A 24458-nucleotide genomic window follows, 5' to 3' on the forward strand; every position below is an offset into this window, starting at 1 on the left:
TCACGCGCTCTGAGACAATCGCATCGGTCGATGCGTTTCCACGAGCGTGCCGGGGTGGTCACGGTGACAAAGATCCCGGAAGACGGTGCCGGGCCCGATCTCACCCGGGTGCCTACCGACTTGCTTCTCGCCGAGCTCCGCCGGCGGATCGAGTCGTCGACGGCCCCCTCCGCGGCGGCAACGCCCGGACGGAACGAGGGCACCCCTCCCCCGAACACGCCCCTGCAGGTGTTCGAGGTCTCCGAGGGCGACGAGAGCGAGCTGCGCACGTCACCGATCCACCCGGACAGCGAGACCTGAGCCGAGCACATTCCCACGCTTTGACGGTCATGCGCATGATCAAGCCGGTAGTTGCCACTCTGCTCGAGACAGGCGGGTGTTGCGGCCAGTGAGCCCGGACAGGGCCGGCGCCGTGGGGCGGCGGAACCGCTCGGAGTGTGCAGCCCAGTACTCGCCGAGCGGCTGCCGACGATGCACCTCGGCGGCGGTCCCGTGGTGCACTCCCGTCGGGGCGTGCCGGCCCGGTGCGCTGTGCCGGCGCTCGGTCGCGACCCGACTAGCAGTGTCGCTCAATATGCACCACGGAGTTGGAACCCGTCCTCGGCCGGTCAGCTCGTCGCGACGAGCCCGTCCACTGCGGCTTCGGCCAGGGCTTCACCGAACTCGTCGGCACCGAGCCGACCTTCGGGTGAATACCACTCCGATGCGGAGGTGAGCATGCCGATCACCGCAAGCACTGCGATGCGCTCGCTGCGCGCCTTCCGGAAGGTGCCCTCCGCGACCCCCGCCCGATAGATCTGCAGAAATACATTCTCGTACTGCTTACGCAGCTCGACTACTTGCTCTCGGGCACCGTCACCGAGGAACCGCCATTGATGAAAGGCGACCCGGGTCTGTTCGAGGGTCTTCGCCAGCACCTTCACGTGGGCCTTGACGGCGCCGCGCATCCGATCGGGAGCCGGATCCTGGGATTCGAGGAAGGGGCGGAGTTCTACCAGATAGTTCGTGATGCCCTCGGTGACGATGTCGGCGAGCAACTCTTCCTTGCTGCTGATGTGGGCGTACAGACTACCGGGCAGCAGCCCGACCGCCTCAGCGATGTCTCGCATCCCGATGACGGGGAACGTCCGCTCGCTGAACAAGGCCAAGGCGGCTGCACGGATCTCCGCAGCCGAAACCGGGCCGCTCTTTGCGGAACGGCTGTTGTTACGCCGTTGTCTCGGTGGCATGCCTCCCCCTTCCCCGTCCGGGACGGTCAGTTCTTCTTACGAATGTAACCCAAACAAACAGTCGTTACCAAGGCGACAGCATCGGGTTCGTGCCGCTTCCCGGCTGCTGCGACATCGACCGCTACGGTGCATTCTCGTCGAATGGACGCAGCCCGGCGAGAAGGATGTATGCCAGCTTCCGCCCGCTGTCCGCACGCGCTGGATCGTCGGCGTGGATCCATTCCGGCGCCCAGTTCAGCGCGCCGAGAACCGTCAAGGTTGCGTAGCGAACGTCGAGGTCAGGGCGGAATACCTGGGTCTCGGCGCCCTCGCGGATGGTGGTGCGGAAGAACTCTTCGTAACGGCGCCGGGCTGCGATCACCTGGGCACGGGACTCGTCGCCCAGATACCGCCATTGATGGAAGACGACGAGGGCCCGTTGCGGGTTTTCGGCGACGATGTCGATGTGGGCACGGATGGCTTGTTCGAGTCGTTCGTCCGGTGCGGTGGCGGGGTCGATGGATTCGACCGCAGAGACGAACCGGTCGATCCCGGTGGAGACGATCTCGTACAAGATCGCCTCTTTGCTCTCGACGTAGGCGTAGATACTGCCCGGGAGCATGTCGACCGCCCGGGCGATGTCGCGGATGGAGGTGGCCGGGTAGTCGAGGTCACCGAACAGTGCCGTCGCCGCGGCGAGGATCGTTTCGCGCGTGGCGGCGGCAGGTGCCCGTTCCGAAGTGCTCACAGTGTCACTGTAGTGAGGCGTCACTGTAGTGAGGCGTGAGCGGGCGCCGATGCCGCCGGATCCGCGGTGGGCGAATCCGCGGCGTGTGTCCGATCCTCGTTGAAGCGTGGTGGACGCTTGTCGAGGAAGGCCGAGACCCCTTCGAGCAGATCCGGCCCGTAGTGCAGGGCCGAGACCGCCCAGAAGCTGTTGGTCATCGAGGTGGCCAGGTCGACTTGCCACGTCGAGCGCAAGGCTTGTTTGGTGGCCTCGACCGCGCGCCAGGACTTGGCTGCGATCTTGCCGGCCAGCGCCACCGCCTCGGGGAGCAGGTCCTCGGGTTCGACTACACGGTTGACCAGCCCGATCTCGAGAGCGCGCTGCGCGTCGATGACGTCCCCGGTCAGCGCCAATTCCGCCGCCATGCCCGATCCGAGGAGTCGCGGCAGGAAGTAGGAGCCACCGTTGCCAGGGGGAAGACCCATGTTGATGTAGGTCTCCCCCATTTTCGCTCTGGTGGAGCAGATGCGGATGTCGCATGCCAGGGCGAAGTCGAGGCCCCCGGCGGTGGCGCCCCCGTTGATCGCCGCGATCGTCGGCAGCCGGGATGCGACGACACGCTGGGTCAGGGGGAAAAGTACCCGGGCGTTGTAGGGTTCGTGCTCGACGCGGTGCTGATGTTCGAGGTAGTCCTTCATCGCCTTCAGATCGGCACCGGCGGAGAACTGCTTCCCGGCGCCGGTCAGGACGAGGGCACGGACACTCTTGTCGGCCTCGAGCCGCGTCAAGGTCTCCACGAAGTCCCGGACCAGTTCCGGCACGACCCCGTTGCCCCGATCCGGGCGGTTGAGTGTCAGTACGACGACGCCGTCGTCGGCCTGCTCGTAGTACAGCGTTTCCAGGTCTTGCCGCACTGGTGTCTCCTTGGGTGCTGGATGGACGGTGCCGACGACGGTCACCGCGTGAGGAGGGTGGCGACGGTGGTGGCGTAGGCGCCCGCCAGCCATCCGCCGGCATTGACTGCCAGCCCTACGCCGGCGCGTTCGACCTGCCGGGCTCCGGCTCGTCCGCTCAGCTGGTCGAACAGTTCGACGATCTGGGCGCAGCCGGTGGCGCCGAGGGGATGTCCCCGGCTGAGCAGACCGCCGCTGACGTTGACGGGGGTACGGCCGCCGAGGGCGGTCTGACCCTTGCGCAGCAGCAGGTGTCCTTCCCCGTCCTCGCACAATCCGATTTCGCTGTACTGCAGGATCTCCGACGGTGCTGCGGCGTCGTGAACCTCGATGACGTCGAGGTCGTCGGGGCCGATGCCGGTGGCGTCGTAGACGGCGCGGGCAGCGCGGGCGACCGGTTCCGAGCCGGCGCCGTGGCCGGAGGCCAGGTCGATTCCCCGGATCTGACACGTGCCTGCCCCGTTGCGGTTGCGGTAGCGCTCGGACACGAGCACGACGGCGGCGGCGCCGTCGGTGGTCGGTGAGCACATCGGCAGGGTCAGTGGGTCGACGATCATGCGGGCGGCGAGCACGTCGTCGATCGTCTGCGGGGTGCCGAACTGGGCCCGGGGGTTGAGGGCGCCGTGAGTGCGGTTCTTGACCGCCACGGCGGCGAAGTCTTCGACCGAGGCGCCGTAGGTGTCGATGTACTCGCGGGCCTCGGCGGCGTAGACGTCGAGCAGGGCCGAACTCTTCAGTTCCTGGGCAGCAGCATCGGTGTCGAGTTCGGCGACATCGGTCGCGCCGCGGATGGCGGCGAAGGTGCGGTGTTTCTCGCTGTGGGAGAGTTTTTCGACGCCGATGGCCACGGCCACGTCGCAGCGGCCGGCGCGGATGGCGTCGTATGCCCCGAGCACCGCGCTGCTGCCGGAGGCGCACGCGTTCTCCACATTGACCAGGGGTATTCCAGCCAAGGGGGTGTGGCGAAGCGCCACCTGGCCTCGGATCATTTCCTGGCCGGTGAGCAGGCCGGCGGCGCCGTTGCCGAAATACACCCGGCCGACGTCGCGGGGCTCGATGGCGGCGTCGGTCAAGGCTTGCGCGGCGGCCGCGGCTGCCATCTCGCCGAGGGTCTGGTCGGTGCGGCTGACGAACGGTGTCATGCCGACGCCGGCGATGAAAACTCTGTCCACGGCAAACTCCTGGTTCTGTGAGGCGGCCGGGCCACCGCGAGGGTCGTGGCGCCGTCGCGGCGGCCCGGCATGCCAAGGTCGTTACGGCGTCGCGGTCGCCACGCCGCGTGCGCCGCCGCCGACCTTGCGGTCGTGGCCGGCCCAGTAGCGGTCGCGGACCTCGCGGCGCAGGATCTTCCCGTAGGCACTGACCGGGAGTTCCGGTACGAACTCCACGGCTTTGGGTTTTTTGTATCCGGCCAGGTTCTCCCCGCAGAAGCGGATGAGCTCCTCGGCGGTGACCTGGTGGCCCGGTTCGGTCACGACCACGGCATGCACGGCTTCGCCCCAGTACTCGTCGGGGATGCCGAAGACCACCACGCTGGCCACCGCAGGGTGGGTGATCAGCACTTCCTCGACCTCTCGGGGGTAGACGTTGTTGCCGCCCGAGACCACCATGTCCTTGGTCCGGTCCAGAAGGTAGAGGTAGCCCTGGTCGTCGAAGGTGCCCACGTCGCCGGTGTAGAGCCATCCGTCGCGCAGCGCCTCGGCGGTGGCCTCGGGATTGTTCCAGTACCCGCGCATGACGACGTCGCCACGGACGATGATTTCGCCGGCTTGGCCGGGAGCGACGGGAGTGCCGTCGGCATCGACCACCCGCACCTCGACGTCGGTGCGGGCTATGCCGGCCGATCCGAGGCGGGGATCGTCGGTGGCCGCGAACCGGGCGTGCATCTCCCGGGTCAGTCCGGTGACCGTGATCGGAGCTTCCCCCTGGCCGTAGATCTGCGCGAAGATCGGGCCGAAGGTTTCGACAGCGGCCTTGAGGTGCTCGAGGTAGATCGGGGCTCCCCCGTAGCACACTGCCTTCACGGTGCTCAGATCGAACCGGTCCGGGTCGTACTTGTCGAGGATCGCGACGATCTGGGTGGGGGCGAGGAAGGCGATGTGGGAGACCTTGTGCCGGGCGACGGTGTCGAACAGCAGTTCCGGGGAGAAGCTCAGCGCATCGAGGATGACGTTGGTTGCGCCCCGGGCGATGGTGGGCAGAGCGACGATTCCGCTACCGTGCGACAGGGGTGCGGCGTGCAGCACGACATCGTCATGGTCGATGTTGTAGACGTCGGCGAGGTAGTTCATCACTACCACGCGGCCGGTCCGGTGGGTCCAGGTCGCGCCCTTGGGGCGTCCGGTGGTGCCGGAGGTGTAGAACAGCCAGCTCGCGTCCTCGGCGGTCACCTCCACAGGCGCCTCGAGCGGCGTGCCGGAGTCGAGGAGGCGGTCGTACGGTTCGATGCCCGCGGTGCCCCCGACCTCGAAGCGCCACTGCATGCCGTCGAATTCGCCCAGGTGCTCGTCGATCTGGGCGGTGAAGGCGGTGCCGTGGATGAGTACCTTCGCTCCCGAGGAGCGGACGATGTAGCCCATCTCCTTGGGGTGCAGCCGGGCGTTCATCGGAACGGCGACCAGCCCGGCGGCCAGGCACCCGAAGACGGTCTCGAGGACCTCGGGACTGTTGTGCAGCGCGAAGGCGACCCGGTCTCCGCGACGCAGCCCGCGGGCGAGCAGTTCGCCGCCGATGCTCAGGGCACGACGGTAGAACTCGCGGTAGGTGACGGTCCGGGCCCCGGCCACGATGGCCGGGTGATCCGGGTGGTGGGTTGCGGACTTGGCGAGGAAGGTCGCGATGTTCATCTCGGGGATAGACACGGCACCGGCTTCCTATTCCGCCCGGAACCAGGCGATATGGCGGCCTTCGTCCGGGGTGGTGTCGAACTGGACCCGCATGTCGCAGCGATAGGCGTCCCAGCCGCCGTTCGCATCGGGACGGAGACGGGCGAGGAGCTGGACGCCCTCATCGAGCTTGACCACGCCGACGGCGTACGGCAGGTCGTCCTCGAATCCGGTTGGAGCCCCCACTCGCTGAATCGCGAAACTGTGCAGCTGTCCCGCGCCGGGAGTGGGCGTCCATCCGAGATCGGTGCTGCCGCAGGAGGGGCACACGTACTTCGGGTACATGATGGGGTTGTGGCATCCACCGCACTGCTGGATCACCAGTTCGCCTCGGCTCAGCGCGGCGTAGTACTCGTCGGTCAGAGAAGTCGTCATGTTGTCCCTCACTTGTCCACGCGCTCGAGCAGGAGCACCTGGCTGTCCATATAGGTGCCGCCGGAGCCGCCGCAGACGGCACGCCGGCAATCGGAAATCTGGCGGGCGTCCTCGGCGCGGCCGAGGAGCTGGCGGATGCCCTCCACCAGCAGGGCGGTGCCGCCGCCGACGCCGGTGTGCCCGGCCGAGAGCAGACCGCCGTTGGTGTTGACCGGCAGGCGGCCGCCGGGAGAGAACTCCCCGGCGGCGAACAGCCGGGCGCCCTCATGCAGCTTGCACAGGCCCAGGCCCTCGAGGCCGATGGTCAGCACGGCCGCATAGGAGTCGTAGACCTGCGCGATGTCGGCGTCGTCGGGGCCCCAGCCGGCCTGTTCGTAGGCGCGTTCACCGGCCCGCCGCCATCCCATGGTGGCCAGGTCGTTCTCCTGACCGATGCTGTAGTGCGACACGCAGCCGCCCGAGCCGGCGATCCGGACCCACCGGTCATGCGTCTTGCGGGCATTCTCGGTACTGGTCATCACGTACGCGGTGGCGCCGTCGGCCAACATCGGGCACTCCATGGCATGGATCGGATCGCACACCATCTTCGAGCCGAGCACCTGCTCGACGGTCAGGTCCTTGTCCTTGTACATCGCATTCGGATTGAGTCGGGCCCACTGGCGCAGGGCGACGCATACCGCGGCCATCTCTTCCGGAGTCGAGCCGGACGCTGCCATGTATCGCTGGGTGATCAGGGCGCCGACCGCGTTGAAGGTCAGGCCGGTGGGGCGCTCCCACTCGCGGGGGATGCCGTAGCCGCTGAGCATGTCGACCATGTCCGCGACGGGGGCGGAGCCCCACTTGTCGGCCTGGACCACCAGGATGTTCTTGGCCTGTCCGCTGGCGATCAGGCCGGCGGCGGTGCGGGTGATGTTGTCGCTGGTCGATCCGCCGGAGTGCAGCATGGCGCTGGCCTTGGCGCGGCCGTGCAGGCCGAGTTCCTCCACCACACGGGAGAAGATGAGGTCGGCCTGATCGTCCGCGGAGTGCAGGCACGGGATCAGCAGCACCGTGTCGATGTCGGAGATCTGCATGCCGGCGTCGCGGACCGCGGCGACCGCGACCTCGACGAGGGAGCCGATGAAGGGGCGGTTCGGATAGCGCCCGGAGGGGATTTCGGCGATACCCACGAAAGCTGCTTCGAGAGGGCTTCCCGCCATGGGGTTGAAACCGAGATCGGTCGAAGAGAGTGTCATGTGTCAGCCTTCCAAGGGGCTACGTCGCTTGGCCAGCAACACCATTCGGACGGTCATCACCGTCTCGTCGTGCTGGTTGACCACGGTGTAATCGAGGGAGAGGATGCCCTGGTCGGGCTTTCGTGCGGGTTCGGCAGCCACCACTTCGACCCGGACGTGCACGGTGTCGCCGGGACGCACCGGCTTGAGGGCACGGATCGACTGGACCTCGCGCATCGCGACGATGGCTTCGCCGTAGAAGCCGGCCAGGGCCACCAGACCCACCGCGATGCAGAAGGTGAAGGGCCCGTGCGCGATTCGGGTACCGAACTGGGTTCGGCTGGCGTACTGTTCGTCGGTGTGCAGGGGATAGTGGTCGCCGGTCAGGCCGGCGAACATCGAGATGTCGGACATGTCCACGGTGCGACCGCCGGTGACGCAGACCGTGCCGACCGGGAAGTCCTCGAAGTAGCGGTCGACGTGGAAAGTCCCCGTCTCGGCTACGGTCGAGGGTGCTGTGCTGGTCACTGTTCGGACTCCATTCCCAGATCGATGGCGGCGAGCGCTTCGTGCGCGAGGCCGAGACTCAGGTCGGCTTCCATGACCCGCCGCAGCTGACGGGTCAGCACCTTGCGGGCGTACCGGCGGGCCAGGAGCGGTTTCTCGGCGATACCGCGGGCGAGCTCCCAGGCGCGGGGCAGCAGCTCCTGCTCGGACAGGACCTCGTTGACCGCGCCGTAGTCGAGGGCGGTGCGAGCATCGAGTTCCTGGCCGGTCAGCAGGAAGTAGCGTCCACGGTTCGAGCCCAGCACGTGCGGCCACACCACGTGGGCGCCGTCCCCGGGCACGATGCCGGAAGGGAAGTGCGGTCCGTCCTGGAAGGTGGCGGACTCCGCGGCGAGGACGATGTCCGACATGACGGGGATCTCCGGGTGGTTGGTCACCGGTCCGTTGACCGCCGCGATGACCGGCACCTCGATACTCAGCAGGTTGTTGAGCAGACGCTGGCCTTCGAAGATGATCTCGTCCCAGTCGTGCGGGGTGCCGAGGTTGAACGAGGTGAAGTCGATCTCGTTGCAGAACGAGGGGCCGGTGCCGGTGAGGATGACGACCTTGTTCTCCCGGTCGCACGCGATGTCGTGGAAGCAGTAGGCCAGCTCGTCGTGTGCGGTTGAGGTCCACACCAGGCTCTTGCCTTCGGTGTGGACGGTGACCAGGAGGACGCCGCCGTCTCGTTCGAGGCGGATGTTCTCGTACTTCTGTGAGTACTCCTGGAAGGGGGTGGCCAATTGCTTCATCGAACTTCCTCCGTTCGAGTCACCGAGGAGCGGTGAACAATCATTTGTTTTTTGAATGTAACATCAGGTGAGGCCGGTAACAAGACCGCTGTACTCGTCGGAAACCGGGTAGAGAACAATCAGGTGTCATGCCGTGGTGTCCGCACTGCACGGCCACCCGTTCGAAAGGAGGCGCCATGCCCCGGCAGTCCCGTGCCCGCGCTTCGGCACCGAAGAAACCGACCAAGCAGGAACGGCTCATGGCGGCAGCGGTGCGTCTGTTCAGCCGGCAAGGCTATGCCGGTACCTCCGTGCGCGACCTCGGCGAGGCGCTGGGAATCCAGCCGGGCAGCGTGTACGCCCACATCGACAGCAAGCACACGATGCTGGTCAGTCTCGTCGAGAGCGGCATCGACCAGTACCTCGACGCTGTGGCCGAGTTGCCCGGCACTCCGACCGAACAACTGCGGCACTTCGTCGAGGCCCACGTGCGGGTCGTGGCCGAAGACGTCAACCGCGCCCGAGTCGTCTACCACCAGTGGCGCCACATCCAACCACCGGAGCGCACCCGGATCGTGGCCAAGCGCTACGCCTACGAACACCGGCTCCGGGACATCATCGACGCCGGGGTAGCGGCCGGCGAATTCGCCCCCGACCTCGATCGTCCGACCGCCGTACGCGCCGTCCTCGGCATGGTGAACTGGTGCCCGGAATGGTTGCCCGCGGACGGCTCGGAGCCGGCCGAGGCGGTCGCTGCGGGCGTGGCCGAGATCGTGCTGGCGAGCGTGCGCGTCGGCCACGGCGCAGCCCACGCCTAGTCGGGCCGGACGACGACGGCGCCGACGAGCGAGTCCGGCACACCGGAGTCGACGCACCGGGTGTGGATCAGCCAACGGCCGTCGACCTTGGCGAACTCGTCGCGGTACCGCCCCAGGGCGGCCAGACGCACGGTCTCGCCGTCGACCCGCAGTGCCAGCACGCGCGCGCTGCCCCGCGCCCGATCCGTGGACATTTTCTCCACCAGGATGTTGCTGACGATGTGATGGGTGCCGGCGGACCGTTGGGCCGCGGCGGCGAAGAACTGCGCCAGTGCCGCTGTGCCCGCCACCGGTTCCCGCCCCGTAACGGTGAATGTGCCGTCCTCGGTGAACAATTCGATGCATCCTGGGACGTCCCCGGTGTCGAAGGACGTCGAGTAGCGCGCGTACAACTCGGTGATCGCCACCCGGTCCGCTACGGGGAGGGTGCGTTCGATATCGATGCTCACAGGTACCTCCTGATCGTAAGAATTCGCCGTCAGCCGACGGCGCCGGCCGCGGCCTGCTTCTGAAAGGCCAGACGCGCCTCGAGGAATTCGCGGGGACTGTTGGAGGCGAACACCCCGGTGACGGTGCTCCCGCAGCGCAGGTGCGCGACGAACTTCCCCTCGTCGATCGATCCACTGAGCACGTCCACTTCGGCGTCGGTGCCGCCGGCACCGACGAACTGCAATCGGTGGCCGTGCTGCTCGGTCCAGAAGAACCCGTCGCCCGGGTCGTGGGAGTGCTCGGCCTCCATCAATGCGTGGGCGGTGCGGCGGGCGCTGTCGGCGGCGGCCGTCCAGTGCTGCAGGTCCTCGTGCTCGGGACCGATGTGCATGCACACGATGTCCCCGACACCGAAGACGAACGGATCGCTGGTGCGGCCGTCGACGTCGCACACCAGGCCTCGGTCCACCTCGAGCCCGGCCTCGCGCAACCACTGCAGCTCGCGGCCGACGCCCACCCCCACGGCCACGATGTCCGAGGAGCGGGAGGTGCCGTCGTCGAGGGTGAGGGTCACCCCCGTGGCGGACTCGTCCACCGACGACACCACGACCGAATTGGTCAGGCGCACCCCGTGCGCGGTGTGCAGCTCTGTCAGCCACTGGGACAGCCGGCGACCGACGATGCCGATCATCGGTCCTTCGTCGGCGGCCACGACGTCGACCTCGAGACCGAGGTGGCGGGCCGACGAGGCCACCTCGAGCCCGATGAAGCCGGTTCCGACGACCGTGATCCGGGAGGCGTCGGCCAACGCCGTGCGTAGCGCACGGGCATCGTCGACGGTACGCAGGTAGTGGATGCGCGCTGAGGGCGACAACCCCGGCAATCGGCGGGCCTGCGCCCCGGTGGCCACCACGAGGCGTCCGTAGGGCACGGTGGTGCCGTCGGCAAGGGCCAGACGGCGGCCGGCCGGATCGAGCGCGACGACTTCCGAATCCAGATGGATGTCGAGGTCGAGTCTCGCCAGGGCCTTGTCGTGGAGCAAATGCAGGCCGTCGGTGTCGAGTTCACCGGTCAGAAAGTCCTTCGACAGCGGCGGGCGGTCGTACGGCGGTTCGGACTCGTTCGAATACAGACGGATCGGCCCGTCGTAGCCCAGGGTCCGCAGCCCCTGCGCGGTCCGCACGGCGGCCAGGCCACCGCCGACGATGACGATGTCGTTGGAGGGTTGGGCCATGGTCATCTCACCGTTTCGACGCGTTGGGCCAGCACTTGGGTCGCCCGCTGCACCAGGCGGAACTTCTGCACCCGGCCTGTCACGGTGACCGGAAGCTCGTGCTCGGCGACCACCAGGACATGGGCCGGCACCTTGAATCGGGCGAGCAGATCGCTGCAATAGGCGATCAACTCGTCTTCTTGGATCGAGGCGCCGTCGGCAGGCACGACGAAGGCACATCCGACTTCGCCCATGCGCTCGTGCGGAACGCCGACCACGTGTGCCACCTTCACCGCCTCGTGGCGGTTGAGCACGGCCTCGATCTCCGACGGGAGCACCAGCTCACCACCGCAGCGGTACGACTCCTTGATCCGACCGGTCAGCGTGAGGTAACCGTCTGCGTCGAGGCGACCGAGGTCGCCGGTGCGCATCCACCCGTCCGCGGTGAACAGCGCCGCGGTCTCGGCGGGCTTGTTGTAGTACCCGGGGGTGACCGCCGGGCCTCGCACCACGAGCTCACCGATCTCTCCCACCGGCAGATCGGCGCCGGTGTCGGTCGCGATGACCTTGTACACCGCCACGGCAGCGCCGAGGCCGGGGTCGCCGGCGGCGCCGGCGGGCTTGACGGTGCCGTTGGTGGTCTGGAACCGGATCAGCGCGTCTCCCGGCAGCGTGCACATCGTCGACGCGGTGGTCTCACTCTGCCCGTACGCGGTGAACAGTTCCTCGACGCCGAGCACGTCGAGCATGCGCTGCCACATCTCCGGGCTGTGGGCGGTGCCCGAGGAGAACATCGTCGACAGGGGTGAGAGGTCGTAGGTTCCGTCGGCGGCCGCGTCGAGCAGCCGGGAGGTCATCGTCGGCACGCAGATGAGTTCGTCGATGTCGTGGCGTGAGACCGACGCGAGCATGGCCGCCGGATCGAACGTCACCTGTGGTGCCACGGCACCACCGACGAACATCGCCGCCACCATCGCCTCGATGTAGCCGAAGACGTGGTACATCGGCAGGGCGTAGCCGATGCGACGCCCGTCCTGGAAGGCCCGCGTATAGGCCGAGCTGTAGGCGGTGCGGGTCACCGCATCGTGAACGAGCATGACCCCCTTGGGTTTGCCCGTGGTCCCGGACGTGTACAGGATGTCCGAGACGGTCCGCGCGCCGACCCCGCGGGTGACCATGAGCACCTGCTCGTCGGGGATCGAGGCACCGGCGGCCTCGATACAGGACAGCGGAGCGCCGCGGCGGGGCAGGTCCGAGGTCACGGCGCGGACGAAGACGTGCCGCAGCCGCGGCAGGGCCTCTCCCCCACCGTTGTCCTCCCAGCCCGGAGCGATCCGGTCGAGGCAGTCCAGATAGTCGAGCCCTCTGAACTCGTCCATCGTGATCAGCACGCTCGCGTCGGACTGGCGCAGCACGTAGGCCAGTTCTTCGTGCCGGAGCAGGTAGTTGACCGCGACGGACACCGCGCCGATCCGGGCGATTGCCAGCTTGAGTGCGATGAAGTCGGCGAAGTTCGCCATGTCCACGGCGACATGGTCGCCGGGCCGCACGCCGACCGCCATCAGTCCGGCGGCGAGTCGAAGGGTCCACCGGTGCATGTCGGCGTAGGTGTAGGTGCGGTCGTCGGTCAGGACGAAGGGGCGCTCGGGGTACTCGGCGGCGACCTCGTCGAACAGTTGGGCGGTGGTACGCGGCCGCCACGGGGCGTACCGTTGCTCCAGCGCCAAGCGGCGTTCGGTCGTAGTGTCAGGATTCATCTCGGCGGGTCTCCGGTTCACGGGAGGGTGTTCTCGGCGGATACGAGGGCACGGATCTCTTCGGGGGCGAAGCCGGCCTCACGGAGGATGTCCTCGGTGTGCTGGCCGAGCGGCGGTGGAGAGACGAGCGGCAGGTCGCGGTCTTGGTCGAGCGGCAGGCGCACCTGTGCGGCAGCGGGGTCGTCGACCACCAGTGCGCGTTCCTTGGTCAATGGGTGGGCGAGGGCCTCCTCGAGGGAGTGGACGGGACCGACCGGCACCCCGGCGGCTGCGATGCGCGCGAGCCAGTAGCCGGACGATTGGGTGACGAACACCTTCTCGAGTTCGGTGGTGAGGTCCTCGCGGTGGTGCACCCGATCGGTGACGGTCGCGAATCGCGGATCGTCGACGAGTTCCTCGGCTTCCATTGCAGAGCAGAGTTTTTGGAAGAGTCGGTTGGTGGCGGCGGCGACCATGATCGATCCGTCGGAGGTGGGGAACTCCTGGTAGGGCGCGGTGCTGGGGGCGGCCGATCCCAGTCGTTGCGGGTGGAAGTCGGCGGCCACGAGGCCGATGATCTGGTGGCACATCATGAACAGGCCGCTGTCGATCAGGGTGGATTCGAGGCGGACCGGACCGTCCTGACGGGGCCGGTTGGCCAGCGCGGCCATGATCGACATGCCGGCCCACATCCCGGTGGAGATGTCGACGAGGGAGGGGGCGGTGCGGGCCGGGCGGCCATCGGGGTCACCGGTCAGACTCATGATCCCGGTGAAGGCCTGGACCAGCGCGTCGTAGCCGGGGCGGTCATGGCCGAGTCGTCCGCGGCCGAAGGCGCTGATCGAACAGTAGATCACTCGGTCGTTGACGGCGGTGACGTCGTCGAATCCGAGGCCCAGTCGCTCGGCGACACCGGGCCGGAACGACTCGACCACCACATCGACGTCGCGGGCTAGGCGCAGGACGGCGTCTCGCCCCTGCCTGGTGGCGAGGTCGAGGGCGACGCTGCGCTTATTGCGGTTGACTGTGGAAAACACCGTTCCGGTGCCTTCCCGTTGCGGCGGGAGCAGCCGGGTGGAATCGCCACCGACGGCGCGTTCGATCTTGATCACGTCGGCGCCGAGGTCGGCCATGATCATGCACGCGAGGGGACCGGCGATGTTCTCGCTGAGGTCGAGGACTCGTATGCCCTGGTACGTGTGTTGCAGACCCATCTACGCTCACATCTTTCCATGGTGCCCGACTGAGAACACCGGGGCGGACGGTGCTGAAAAAACAATCACTTGTTTATTGCTATCAGATGCGGTTAAGGTGGTCAAGACCACAGCGTCCTCCGAATATCACCCCCGTCACACCCCAGGAGAACTCATGGATTTCCGTTTCACCGACGAGCAGCAGATGTGGCACGAGACCGTCCACGCCTTCATGGAGCGTGAGGTCGGGATCGAGTACATCCGCAAGCACGACGAGGCCCGCGAGTTCCCGGAGGAGGCGTACCAGAAGATCGCCGACCGCGGCTGGCTCGGGTTGCTCATCCCGGAGCAGTACGGCGGCCTCGAAGCCGACCCGGTGATGTACGCGATCTTCTGCGAAGCCATCGCCAAGTACAGCCTCGACTTCGCCGCGGCGATCATGACCTCGATGTTCACCGCCACCAACATTGCGTTCCACGGCACCGACGAGCAGCGCCAGAAGTACCTGCCGGACTTCATGGAAGGCAAGATCAAGTTCAGCATCTCCATCACCGAACCCAATGCCGGTTCCGATGCCGCCGGCCTGCGCACCCGCGCCGTTCAAGACGGTGACTCGTGGATCATCAACGGCAACAAGGTGTTCTGCTCCGGAGCCCACCTCCCGGGCACAGTCATCGCCGTCATGGCCCGCACGTCCGAGGACAAGCACAAGGGTCTGAGCATGATCCTGGTGCCCAACACCACCGAGGGCGTCGACGTCCGCAAACTCGACACCATCGTCCGCCGCAGCCTCGGCACGACGGAGATCTTCTTCACCGACGCCCGCGTCCCAGTGGAGAACATCATCGGCCAGCCGGGCGACGGCTGGACCGTCGTCGGCAGCCACCTCGAATGGGAGCGCCTGAGCCTGGCAGCCACCTACGTCGGCAACGCCCGCACCGCCCTCGACGACACCATCCGCTACACCAAGGACCGCACCCAGTTCGGCCGGCCACTGTCGTCCTTCCAAGTGCTCAAGCACCGCATGGCCGAGGACGAGTGCGAGGTCGAGGCGGCACGCCTGCTGGTCTACAGCGCCGCCACCAAGCTGGCCCGTGGAGAGAAGGCGCTCAAGGAGGTCTCCATGGCCAAGGTCTTCGCCGCCAAGACCGCCTTCCGGGTGGCCACCAACGGCATGCAGGCCCTCGGCGGTTACGCGACGCTGCCCGAGTACGACATGGAGCGCTACTTCCGCGAGGCCAAGCACGGCATGGTCGGCGGTGGCACCAACGAGATCCAGCACAGCATCATCGCCAAGCAGATGGGGCTCTGACCGGCCTCGAATTCCCTGCAAGCCCCATACGCGTGACACATATCCGTGGATACGTGCGGCGCATGAAAAACAAACGATTGTTATTGGTCCGGGGCTCGATCGACGCAGCGAAGCGGCTCGCCTGTTCGGCCGCCCGGAACGCTCGCCCCCAGGCCAACGAGAGGAAGTGCAATGACGAAAGAACTCGATTTCGACGCCGTGGTGATCGGCGCGGGATTGACCGGTCTGTACCAGACCTATCGACTGCGCGAGATGGGCTACTCCGTCCTGGGCGTCGAAGGGTCAAACGACATCGGCGGTGTGTGGCATCACAACCGCTATCCGGGCGCTCGGGTCGACTCGGAGAGCGAAGTGTACGGCTACTTCTGGAATGAAGAGCTCATGCAGGAGTGGAACTGGTCCGAGCGCTTCGCCGCCCAACCGGAAGTACTCGAATACATCCACCGCGCGGCCGACCTCATGGACATCCGCAAGGACTACATCTTCAACGCGCGGGTCAAGAAGGCCGTCTTCGACGACGAGAACAACTATTGGACACTCGAGTTCGAACAACAGTATCGCGCTCCGGTGACTGCACGCTTCGTCTTCTCGGCCCTCGGACCGCTGTCCGCGCCCCAGATGCCCAACGCCCCCGGCATCAACACCTTCAAGGGCGAAAGCTTCCACACCGCGAACTGGCCGCATGACCCGAACGGATTCGGTCCCGCCGATCTGGATTTCTCCGACAAGCGCGTAGCCGTGATCGGCGTGGGTTCAACGGGTGTGCAGGTCATTCAGGAGATGGCAAAGGTCGCCAAGAACCTGACGGTGTTCCTGCGCTCACCGAACTGGTGCACGCCTCTGGGCAACGGTCCCATGACCCAGGAGCGGATGGACTACATCAAATCGCACTACAACGAGTTCATTGCCAAGTGCGACGCATCCATTGCCGGCTATACGCACGAGTTCATTCCGAAGAACCTGTTCGACGTTCCGAAGGAGGAGCGCGATGCCAAGCTGGAAGAACTGTACAAGGGCCCGGGATTCTCGCTGTGGCTCGGTGCGTATCAGGACGTGCTGTCCGATCCGGTAGCCAACAAGTACGTCTCGGAATTCGTGGCCCAGAAGATTCGTGAGCGGGTCAAGGACCCCCGCACCGCCGAACTGCTGATCCCGAAAGATCACGGCTTCGGCATGAAGCGGGTGCCTCTCGAAACCGACTACTACGAGGTCTACAACCAGGACAACGTCTCCCTGGTCGACTTGAACACGACGCCGATCACCAGAATCACACCCGATGGCATCCAGACCACCGAGACCCTGCACGAATTCGACGTCATCATCTACGCCACGGGCTTCGATGCAGTCAAGGGAGCGTGGAACCGTATCGACATCCGCGGCACGGACGGTGTGGCACTGAAGGATGCGTGGGCTGATGGCGTGACCACCTACATGGGTATGCAATGCCCCGGTTTCCCCAACTTCTTCCTGCTTGTCGGACCGCAGAGCGGGGCCACCTTCTGCAACATTCCGCGCTGCTCGGCGCTCGCCGTCGACTGGCTGAGCGAAATGATGGCCCATGCAAAGGAAAACCATGTCCAACGCATAGAGCCGGAACCCGATGCAGCCGAAAGCTATACGCTCTACTGCACGAAGTTGATGGGCAAGTTGCTCCTTGGGCAGACGAACTCCTGGTTCACCGGCATCAACAAGAACATCGAGGGGCGCGACAAACGCGAGGTGTTGCTCTTCGTTGGGGGCAATCCCAGGTTCCGGGAGTACTGCGAGGACGTGACCCGCAACGGCTACAAGGGATACGTCATGTCGTGATCCTGCGACGTCTCGGATTTACAGCTGGCCAAGGCACCGAATGCACACAGAAATCGATCGACTTGCCACACCGGCCGGTTGATTCGCGAAAGGAGAGAAGCAGATGACACGACTGTCCGATAAGACGGCGGTAGTGACCGGAGGTGGCCGCGGCCTGGGTTCGGCCATCTCGACCGCTCTGGCCTCGGAAGGCGCACACGTCCTGGTGGTTGACAGGAACAAGGAAGCAGCAGATGTCGTGGTTGCGGACATCAAGGCTTCGGGTGGTTCGGCCTCTGCCGAGATCCTGGACATCAGCGACCGTGAGGGCGTCAATGCCTTCGGCGCTCGGATGGCCGAGCAATACGGAAATATCGATGTGCTGGTGAACAATGCGGGCATCGCGCCCCGCATCAGACCGAACGATCCTGATCAGGCGGAGAAGTGGGATCAGGTCATCGGCGTGAACCTCACTGCGCAATGGGACATTACAGTCGCGCTGCTGCCCACGTTGAAGCATGCGGGCGCAAGCGTGATCTTCGTTTCGTCGATTGCCGGATTCACGGCGCCGAGATCGAGTGCCGCCTACGGCGCGTCCAAGGCTGCCGTCCGCTCACTGGTCCAGTATTTCGCCCGAACGCTCGGCCCGACAGGTGGTCGAGCCAACGGACTGGCACCGGGCAGGATCAAGAGCGACCTGATGACGGTGACCGGTGAAGCGGGCGAGAAGTTCCTCCAACGACTACCGCTCGGTCGTGTCGGCGAGACACAGGAGATCGCCGGCCCGGCGGTGTTCCTCGCTTCCGATATGTCCTCGTATGTCACAGGAGTCACGATTCCCGTCGATGGCGGTTACCTGGCCTTGTGAGCGGCAGCGTCACGCTTGGTGCACGCCGACGCAACCGCTGAGCCCCCAAAGAGTCGCCGCGATCGGAGATCCCGACCGCACTCCGATCGCGGCCTGACTCCATTGCAATCAGGAGAGAAGACAAATGGTGCTGACCGAAATCGAGCCGTTTCAGCCGGCGGATCTGTCGCAGATCGGCAGTGGCCTGAACCGGCCGGAATGCGTGCTGGCAGCAAGCGATGGCTCGATCTACACCGGCGATTGGACGCTCGGTATCGCGCGGATCGCGCCCGACGGGACCACTGGCCCCGCCGTCGAGGCAGATCTGATTGCGCAGGGCTTTCGGCCGAACGGTATCGCGTTGACGGCAGACGGTGACTTCTTGTTCGCCAATATGGGTAAGGCGGGGGGTGTCTGGCGGGTCGGACGGCGTGGTGAGGCCCGCCCCTTCGCGACCGAGCTCGACGGGACCGCTATACCGCGCACCAATTTCGTGCTGGTGGACGGTGACCGGGCCTGGATCACCATCAGCTCGTTGAGACGCAAGCACGACCACTTCACCGCGGAAGAGAACACCGGGCAGATCCTGCTGGTGCACGATGGCAAGGTCACTGTTGCGGCAGATGGGCTGAACTGGACGAACGAACTACGGCTCTCGCCCGACGGCAAGTACCTTTTCGTCAACGAGACCTTTGCCTGCCGCACCACCCGGTACGACGTTGCGGCAGACGGCCTGTTGAGTAATCCTGTCCGGATCACCTACCCGGAAGACACCTTCCCCGATGGCATGGCCGTCGATGCGGAGGGCGCGCTCTGGATCGTCTGTGTCATCTCCAACCGCCTGATCCGCATCGCACCGGATATGACCTGGACCGTCGTGTTCGAAGACGTCAATCGCAGTGAGCTGGACGCGATCGCCTCGGCCCATGCCGAGGGGCGCCTGACCTGGGATCAGATTTCGCACAGCCGTGGGTCTCGTGTGTCCAACCTGTCCAGCATCGCTTTCGGAGGACCGGATCTGAAGACGCTCTATTTGGGTGGGCTCGGCAATCGAGAGGTGCAGGTGTTGTGGTCTCCGGTAGCGGGAATGCCCATGGAGCATTGGCGATGAGGCCCTCGGCTCAGGTATTGGATCCGACTGTTCGCGGGCCTGTGACCTGGGGTGTCGGTAGAGGATCTGCGTCGCGCACCGACGGCTGTCCCACCGAATCGATCATCGTCGGCGAGTAGGTCGCACCGCCGATCCGCCACCGGCCGTCGGGGGCCGACATCGCCCATACGGACGGTTCTGCGGGACCGAGTGATCGGAAAGGGATTCGTGAGCAGAGAACTGAACGGCAAGGTAGCCGTCGTCACCGGTGGCGCGGGCGGGATCGGCCGCGCCGTCACCGAAGCGTTCGTCGACAACGGCGCCGTGGTGCTCGTCGGAGACATCGATGACCACCGCGGCGCCGAAGTAGCCGACACCCATCCCGGTTCGATCGTGTTCCACCACACCGACGTCACCTGCGAGACCGACATCCAGGCTCTCGTTGCCGCCGCAGTCGACACGTTCGGCCGGATCGACATCATGGTCAACAACGCCGGCGCACTCGGCGGCCAGGGTCGCCTGCTCGACGTCGACGCCGACTCCTTCACCCGCACCAGCGATCTGTTACTACGATCGGTGTTGCTGGGGCACAAGCATGCCGGGCAGCGTATGAAGGCCCAGGGCACCGGCGGAAGCATCGTCTCGATATCGAGTATCGCCACGACACTGGCCGGCATCGGATCGGTGTCCTACTCGGCCGTCAAGGCCGGAATCGAGCAGATCGCCCGCGCCGCCTCCCACGAACTGGGCCGCTACGCGATTCGCTCCAACGTCATCACTCCCGGTGTCATCCTGACCCCCATCCTCGCCCAGGCCACCCGCCTCGGCCGCGAACGCCACAACGAGTTCCTCGACCGACTGGCCCCACGGCTGGGCGAGTTGCACCCGCTCGGTCGTGCCGGCACAGTCCAGGACATCGCCGACGTGGCAGTGTTCCTCGCTGGTGACCGCTCCGGATTCGTCACCGGCCAATCTCTCACCGTCGATGGCGGTCTGACCTCCGTGTGGGCTCACGACATGGCCGTTCTCGTCCGGGAGGTGCTGAGCACGATGGCCGAAGGGCAGGGACCTCTTCGAACCCCGCCATCCGGAACCGCTGAGATCCGCTCCGGGACGGTGACCGAGTCGACAGATCGCTTTGAAACTTCTTGACATTCCCCGAGTGGGAGCGCACAGTGTGACGCAGAAAACAATCAATCGTTTTTTATGGCGTTCGTCCGGCTCGGCCGATGCCCGCCACGGTGGAAGCACCGTCGTCCAGGACGAATCCGTCCGGGCACGGAACGTCAGGGCGCACCTCGATCGAGGTCAGTGTCCCATCGGTTCCGTCGGCCCGCAGCTACCGACCCAGTGCCCGCCGAGCCGGCGGGCACGGCGCGCTGGGTAGACGCCATCATCCCGTCACCGTTCCACGAGGGAGCAGAAGGTATGGATGTCATCAGCAAGATCAATTCAACGAAGATGAGGCCTTATCAGTGGCTCATCGTTGTCTTGTGCATGTTTTGCAACATGCTCGACGGCTTCGATTTCTTCGCCATGGGCTTCGTGCTGCCTCATCTACCGGCAGACTTCGCCGCCCCCAGCGAAAAGGGATACCTGATCAGTGCCGGACTCCTCGGCATGGCGGCGGGGGCGATCTTCGTCGCTCCTCTGGCAGATCGCTACGGCCGGCGCCTTCTGATCCTGGCGGGCCTGACCCTGAACATCGTCTCGATGGTCACGACCGCCCTGGCACCGAACTCTGCGGTCATGCTCGGCGGCCGCTTCCTCACCGGCATCGGTGTCGGCGTCATCAGCGCCACCATGATCGTGGTGGCCCAGGAGTACTCCTCGGCCGCGCGCCGCAATTTCGCCATCGGCATCGTCACCGTCGGATTTCCCTTGGGCAGCACCCTCGCCGGCCTTACCGGCGTGTCCCTCATGTCGATCTTCGGCGGGGCATGGCAGGCGATGTTCTGGGTGGGGGCCGCCGTCAGCTTCCTCGGACTCGTCCTGGTCGCCGCTCTGCTGCCCGAGACCTTGACCTTCCTGCTGACCACCGACAAGCCGGGGGCACAGGACAAGGTCGCTCGCATCGCGACGAAACTGGGCCTGGATTACACCCCCACCGAGCAGCAACCGCAGTCGTCGACCACCGTCGCTCCCCCCGCCCCCGGCAAGCCTCGGGTGCTCAGCGCCGAACTGCGCGAGCGCACCGTACTGCTGTGGATCGGCTACGCCTTCCTCACCGCGGCGTACTACTTCGTCGGCACCTGGACGCCGCAGCTGATCGCCGACGCCAGCGGCAGCACTCAGGACGGCGCCATCGCCGGCACGATCATCAGCATCGGCAGCCTCGCCGGATCGATCGTCTTCGGGCTCATCGGCCTGAGATTCCTCGCCACCCGAATCGCCTGGATGGCACTGAGCCTGGCCGTGGTCAGCCTGGTGCTCTTCACCCTCACCATGGGCGGACCCCTCGCCCTCGTCATGGCCACCGCACTCGGACTGGCCGTGTTCGTGTCCGTGTCCTCCTACACCGCCATGGCACCACCGATGTACCCGGCGCTCGCCCGCGCTCGGGGTTACGGCCTGATGGTCGGTATCAGCCGTATCGGCGCGATCATCACCCCGATCCTGGCCGGCTACGCCTCCGAATCCGTTGCCCCCAAGTACATCTTCCTGGCGGCCTCGATCCCGCTCGCGATCTCGGCCCTGGCCGCTCTGCGTCTGTGGTCGATCACCCGTACCCAGTTCACCGCCGAACTCGCGGACGCAGCCGCGCTACACGAGGCGGCGCAGACTCTGGACACGGAATCGCGTACGGCCGTCCGGTAGGCGACACGTCCTCGGGCCAGACGATCCGCAGAGCCCGCCCCGGAATAACCGGCACAGCACTCGATCCCCACAACTCGACGGAAGGAACCACGATGTCCTCGACAGGTGACGATCCCACGGTCTGTGGCGGCCGGACCGCCGAGCGGATCACCAAGGTGGACCACGTCGCCTTCGCGGTCTCGTCGATGGCCGAAGCCGCAACGTTTTTCCGTGACGTGATCGGCGGGACGTTCCTGTGCGGCGGGGACAACGACGAGACCGGGATCCGGCTGACGCACTGGATGCTGCCCGGGTTCAAACTGGAACTGATGCAGCCGCTGCGCAGCGATTCGCTCATCTCCGAAGCGATGCGCCGCCGCGGCCCGGGTTTTCACCACATGACGTTCCTGGTCGACGACATCCCGCGCACGGTCGAGGCCCTGCGCACCGACGGGTGCGAACCCATCGACACCGACACCCGCCTATCGGCCTGGAGCGAAACGTTCCTCTCGCCTCGAGTCACGTTCGGAGCGCTGCTCCAGTTCGTCAGTACCGATCTGCGGTGGGACACCCCTACCCAGGATTACACCTGCGAGGACGTCCTCGCCGGCCGCATCGTGTGGCGGGACTACATCGCCTGTGTACGCGAGGACCACCCGATCGCCTGATGCGCCCCGCTGGACGACAAGGAGCAGTGATGACCGCCAATCCCGAGATCGAGAAAACCCCGTCCCTGACCGAGCTGGCCGCCTCGGTTCGAGAGCTGCAGGACAGGCAGAGCATCCGCGACTGCCTGATGACCTATTCACGGGCGGTGGACCGGCTCGATCGCGAATTGCTGCTGTCGGTTTACCATCCCGACGCCATCGACGACCACGGCGTCTTCGTCGGAAGCCCGGAGGAGTTCGCCGACTGGGCGATCGACATGCACACCCGGACCCACCTGTCCCACCAACATGCCATCTTCAACATCACCTGCGAGCTCGACGGCGATGTCGCCCACACCGAGACGTACTACATGTTCGTCGGGCTCAACCGTGAAGGAACACCCCTGACCATGAGCGGTGGCCGCTACCTCGACCGATTCGAAAAACGCGACGGCCACTGGGCGATCGCCGCGCGCGCCTGCATCCGGGACTGGGCACCGCTCGACTCGATCCCCGACCAACTCGACCAGGTCGCGATGACAGTGGTGAAAAACCTTCCGGAACGGACAAAGACCCTCATGCGGACGGGTCCCCAGCCTCGCCGAGACCGTTCGGACATCTCCTATCAGCGTCCGCTGACCATCGATCCCTCACGCCTCGGCGGCTGAGCCGCCGACGACGCCGTCACCACCCAGATCAGTCTCACAACAACACCACCCATCGAGCAATCGTCCCAGGAGAGATCCACATGAACAGACTGCAGGACAAGGTCGCCTTCATCACCGGAGCCGGCCGCGGGCAGGGACGCGCACACGCCGTGCGCCTGGCCGAGGAGGGCGCGAACATCATCGCCGTCGATCTCTGCGCGAACATGGCGAGCGTCCCGTACGACCTGGCGACCCAGGACGACCTCGCCGAAACCGCCCGGCTCGTCGACAAAGCCGGTGGACGGATCGTGGCGCGAACGGCAGACGTGCGGGACCTCGACTCTCTGCGCGCCGCCGTCGATGCCGGGGTCGCGGAGTTCGGCCGCCTGGACATCGTCGTGGCCAACGCCGGGATCTGGTCCAGCGCTCCCTTCCTCGACATGCCCGAACAGACGTACCACGAGATGATCGATGTACAGATGCACGGACCCTACAACACGTGTCGTGCCGCCCTTCCCCACATCGTCGACGGCGGCCGCGGCGGCTCGGTGATCATCATCAGTTCGACCGCCGGGATGCGGGGCTTCCCCAACCAGGTGCACTACAACATGGGCAAGCACGCCGTCGTCGGACTCATGCGGACCTTGGCGAACGAGTTTGCACCCCAGTTCATTCGCGTCAACACCATCCACCCCAGCTCCGTCGACACGAAGATGATCCAGAACGACGCGATCTGGTCCGCTTTCGCACCGGGAGTGGAGAATCCCACGTTCGACGACTTCGGTGACACCTTCACCGCCATGAACCTGCTGCCGGTGCCGTGGATGGAGCCGGAGGCGATCTCGGGTGCGGTCGCATGGTTGGCGTCGGACGATGCGAAGTACGTCACCGGCGCCACTATCCCCGTCGATGCGGGCTATCTCGGAAAGTACAACTGAGGCGGCAGACCCTGCGTGCGGGCAACCCGCGGTCCTCGTGATCTCGAGTTGTGTCCGCGAGCGACGGCGAGACAGCCACGCCCGCCTCCACCACGGGCGATGAGTCACTGCGCCGAGATCGAGCCCGTCAGCGCGGAGCGTCACGCCGACGGGGCTCGGATGCCCCAGCTCCGCCGGCGGGACCGGGTGAGGCAGACCCTGTATGCGGGTCTGCCTCACCGTCGTGAAAAGGACGACGAGTTGGACGAAGAGGGCGGAAGCCCCGCACAGGCGCGAGAAGAAATCCTGATCGAGGGCAGCACGGACGACACTCCGGTATCGGTAGAGTCGCCGGCGAGCATTCGTAGCAGACACATAGTGGACGC

24 protein-coding genes are annotated in these 24458 nt (G+C 66.0%); 11 read left to right on the plus strand and 13 right to left on the minus strand.

All coding sequences use genetic code 11. The features are described 5' to 3' along the window. Positions 1-30: 30 nt before the first annotated feature. Entirely contained in the window at positions 31-300 is a 270-nt protein-coding gene (locus tag A4U64_RS20075) for a hypothetical protein (protein WP_221776578.1), read from the plus strand. Positions 301-608: 308 nt separating this feature from the next. On the opposite strand, the gene A4U64_RS20080 is transcribed toward A4U64_RS20075, so the two are convergent. The 9 genes from A4U64_RS20080 to camK form a co-directional block, all read right to left on the minus strand. Then, positions 609-1109, minus strand: coding sequence for a TetR family transcriptional regulator (locus A4U64_RS20080; RefSeq protein ID WP_006942977.1), 501 nt, complete (start codon positions 1107-1109; stop codon positions 609-611). Between the two features lie 241 nt (positions 1110-1350). Next, positions 1351-1956 (minus strand): TetR/AcrR family transcriptional regulator, encoded by a 606-nt coding sequence (locus A4U64_RS20085; protein ID WP_065923539.1) that lies wholly within the window; start codon positions 1954-1956, stop codon positions 1351-1353. Positions 1957-1976: 20 nt separating this feature from the next. After that, entirely contained in the window at positions 1977-2849 is an 873-nt protein-coding gene (locus tag A4U64_RS20090) for an enoyl-CoA hydratase/isomerase family protein (protein WP_065923017.1), read from the minus strand. A gap of 41 nt (positions 2850-2890) precedes the next feature. Continuing rightward, positions 2891-4060 carry a thiolase family protein gene (locus A4U64_RS20095; RefSeq protein ID WP_006942971.1) on the minus strand — a complete coding sequence of 390 codons (1170 nt, stop codon included), beginning with the start codon at positions 4058-4060 and terminating at the stop codon, positions 2891-2893. An 81-nt stretch (positions 4061-4141) separates the two neighbouring features. Further along, complete coding sequence (locus A4U64_RS20100) at positions 4142-5749, minus strand: class I adenylate-forming enzyme family protein (protein ID WP_006942969.1); 1608 nt, start codon at positions 5747-5749, stop codon at positions 4142-4144. Between the two features lie 12 nt (positions 5750-5761). After that, entirely contained in the window at positions 5762-6148 is a 387-nt protein-coding gene (locus tag A4U64_RS20105) for a Zn-ribbon domain-containing OB-fold protein (protein WP_006942967.1), read from the minus strand. Positions 6149-6156: 8 nt separating this feature from the next. Beyond that, the gene (locus tag A4U64_RS20110) at positions 6157-7383 is read right to left on the minus strand and encodes a thiolase family protein (protein ID WP_065923018.1); all 1227 of its coding nucleotides are present in this window, start codon (positions 7381-7383) and stop codon (positions 6157-6159) included. Positions 7384-7386: 3 nt separating this feature from the next. Further along, positions 7387-7890, minus strand: coding sequence for a MaoC/PaaZ C-terminal domain-containing protein (locus A4U64_RS20115; protein WP_006942965.1), 504 nt, complete (start codon positions 7888-7890; stop codon positions 7387-7389). Next, entirely contained in the window at positions 7887-8660 is a 774-nt protein-coding gene (camK, locus tag A4U64_RS20120; RefSeq protein WP_006942964.1) for a 6-oxocamphor hydrolase, read from the minus strand. Before camK ends, A4U64_RS20115 begins: the two co-directional genes overlap by 4 nt. 176 nt (positions 8661-8836) lie before the next feature. On the opposite strand from camK, the gene A4U64_RS20125 reads away from it, so the two are divergent. Beyond that, positions 8837-9457 (plus strand): TetR/AcrR family transcriptional regulator, encoded by a 621-nt coding sequence (locus A4U64_RS20125; protein ID WP_006942961.1) that lies wholly within the window; start codon positions 8837-8839, stop codon positions 9455-9457. Here the strand turns inward: A4U64_RS20125 and A4U64_RS20130 are convergent. Genes A4U64_RS20130 through A4U64_RS20145 form a run of 4 tightly spaced genes read right to left on the minus strand, consistent with a single transcriptional unit; the run spans position 9454 to position 14049 of the window. Next, positions 9454-9906 carry a nuclear transport factor 2 family protein gene (locus A4U64_RS20130; protein ID WP_006942960.1) on the minus strand — a complete coding sequence of 151 codons (453 nt, stop codon included), beginning with the start codon at positions 9904-9906 and terminating at the stop codon, positions 9454-9456. The genes A4U64_RS20125 and A4U64_RS20130 overlap by 4 nt on opposite strands. A 29-nt stretch (positions 9907-9935) precedes the next feature. Next, positions 9936-11120 (minus strand): NAD(P)/FAD-dependent oxidoreductase, encoded by a 1185-nt coding sequence (locus A4U64_RS20135; protein WP_006942957.1) that lies wholly within the window; start codon positions 11118-11120, stop codon positions 9936-9938. 2 nt (positions 11121-11122) lie between these two features. After that, a complete protein-coding gene (locus tag A4U64_RS20140; RefSeq protein ID WP_044476297.1) occupies positions 11123-12856 on the minus strand; it encodes a class I adenylate-forming enzyme family protein in 1734 nt (577 codons plus the stop codon). Positions 12857-12873: 17 nt separating this feature from the next. Beyond that, positions 12874-14049: a CaiB/BaiF CoA transferase family protein gene (locus A4U64_RS20145; protein WP_006942951.1), complete on the minus strand. Its 1176-nt coding sequence runs from the start codon at positions 14047-14049 to the stop codon at positions 12874-12876. Positions 14050-14203: 154 nt separating this feature from the next. Between A4U64_RS20145 and A4U64_RS20150 the strand changes: the two genes are divergently transcribed. From A4U64_RS20150 to A4U64_RS20190, 9 genes are all read left to right on the plus strand, one after another. Continuing rightward, the gene (locus A4U64_RS20150; protein ID WP_006942948.1) at positions 14204-15340 is read left to right on the plus strand and encodes an acyl-CoA dehydrogenase family protein; all 1137 of its coding nucleotides are present in this window, start codon (positions 14204-14206) and stop codon (positions 15338-15340) included. 171 nt (positions 15341-15511) lie between these two features. Next, positions 15512-17149: a flavin-containing monooxygenase gene (locus A4U64_RS20155; protein ID WP_006942944.1), complete on the plus strand. Its 1638-nt coding sequence runs from the start codon at positions 15512-15514 to the stop codon at positions 17147-17149. A gap of 103 nt (positions 17150-17252) precedes the next feature. Further along, positions 17253-17996: an SDR family NAD(P)-dependent oxidoreductase gene (locus A4U64_RS20160; protein WP_006942936.1), complete on the plus strand. Its 744-nt coding sequence runs from the start codon at positions 17253-17255 to the stop codon at positions 17994-17996. A 124-nt stretch (positions 17997-18120) separates the two neighbouring features. Next, positions 18121-19086: an SMP-30/gluconolactonase/LRE family protein gene (locus A4U64_RS20165; RefSeq protein ID WP_006942934.1), complete on the plus strand. Its 966-nt coding sequence runs from the start codon at positions 18121-18123 to the stop codon at positions 19084-19086. Between the two features lie 207 nt (positions 19087-19293). Continuing rightward, complete coding sequence (locus A4U64_RS20170; RefSeq protein WP_044476301.1) at positions 19294-20217, plus strand: SDR family NAD(P)-dependent oxidoreductase; 924 nt, start codon at positions 19294-19296, stop codon at positions 20215-20217. A gap of 276 nt (positions 20218-20493) precedes the next feature. Then, entirely contained in the window at positions 20494-21882 is a 1389-nt protein-coding gene (locus tag A4U64_RS20175) for an MFS transporter (protein ID WP_232334114.1), read from the plus strand. A 92-nt stretch (positions 21883-21974) separates the two neighbouring features. After that, entirely contained in the window at positions 21975-22529 is a 555-nt protein-coding gene (locus tag A4U64_RS20180; RefSeq protein ID WP_006942929.1) for a VOC family protein, read from the plus strand. Continuing rightward, positions 22529-23176, plus strand: coding sequence for a nuclear transport factor 2 family protein (locus A4U64_RS20185; protein ID WP_232334115.1), 648 nt, complete (start codon positions 22529-22531; stop codon positions 23174-23176). Before A4U64_RS20180 ends, A4U64_RS20185 begins: the two co-directional genes overlap by 1 nt. An 80-nt stretch (positions 23177-23256) precedes the next feature. Continuing rightward, positions 23257-24093, plus strand: a complete 837-nt coding sequence (locus A4U64_RS20190; RefSeq protein ID WP_006942926.1) for a mycofactocin-coupled SDR family oxidoreductase — start codon at positions 23257-23259, stop codon at positions 24091-24093. Positions 24094-24458: the final 365 nt, after the last annotated feature.

The sequence above is a fragment of the Rhodococcus sp. WB1 genome, assembly GCF_001700945.1.
Taxonomy (GTDB): domain Bacteria; phylum Actinomycetota; class Actinomycetes; order Mycobacteriales; family Mycobacteriaceae; genus Rhodococcus; species Rhodococcus aetherivorans.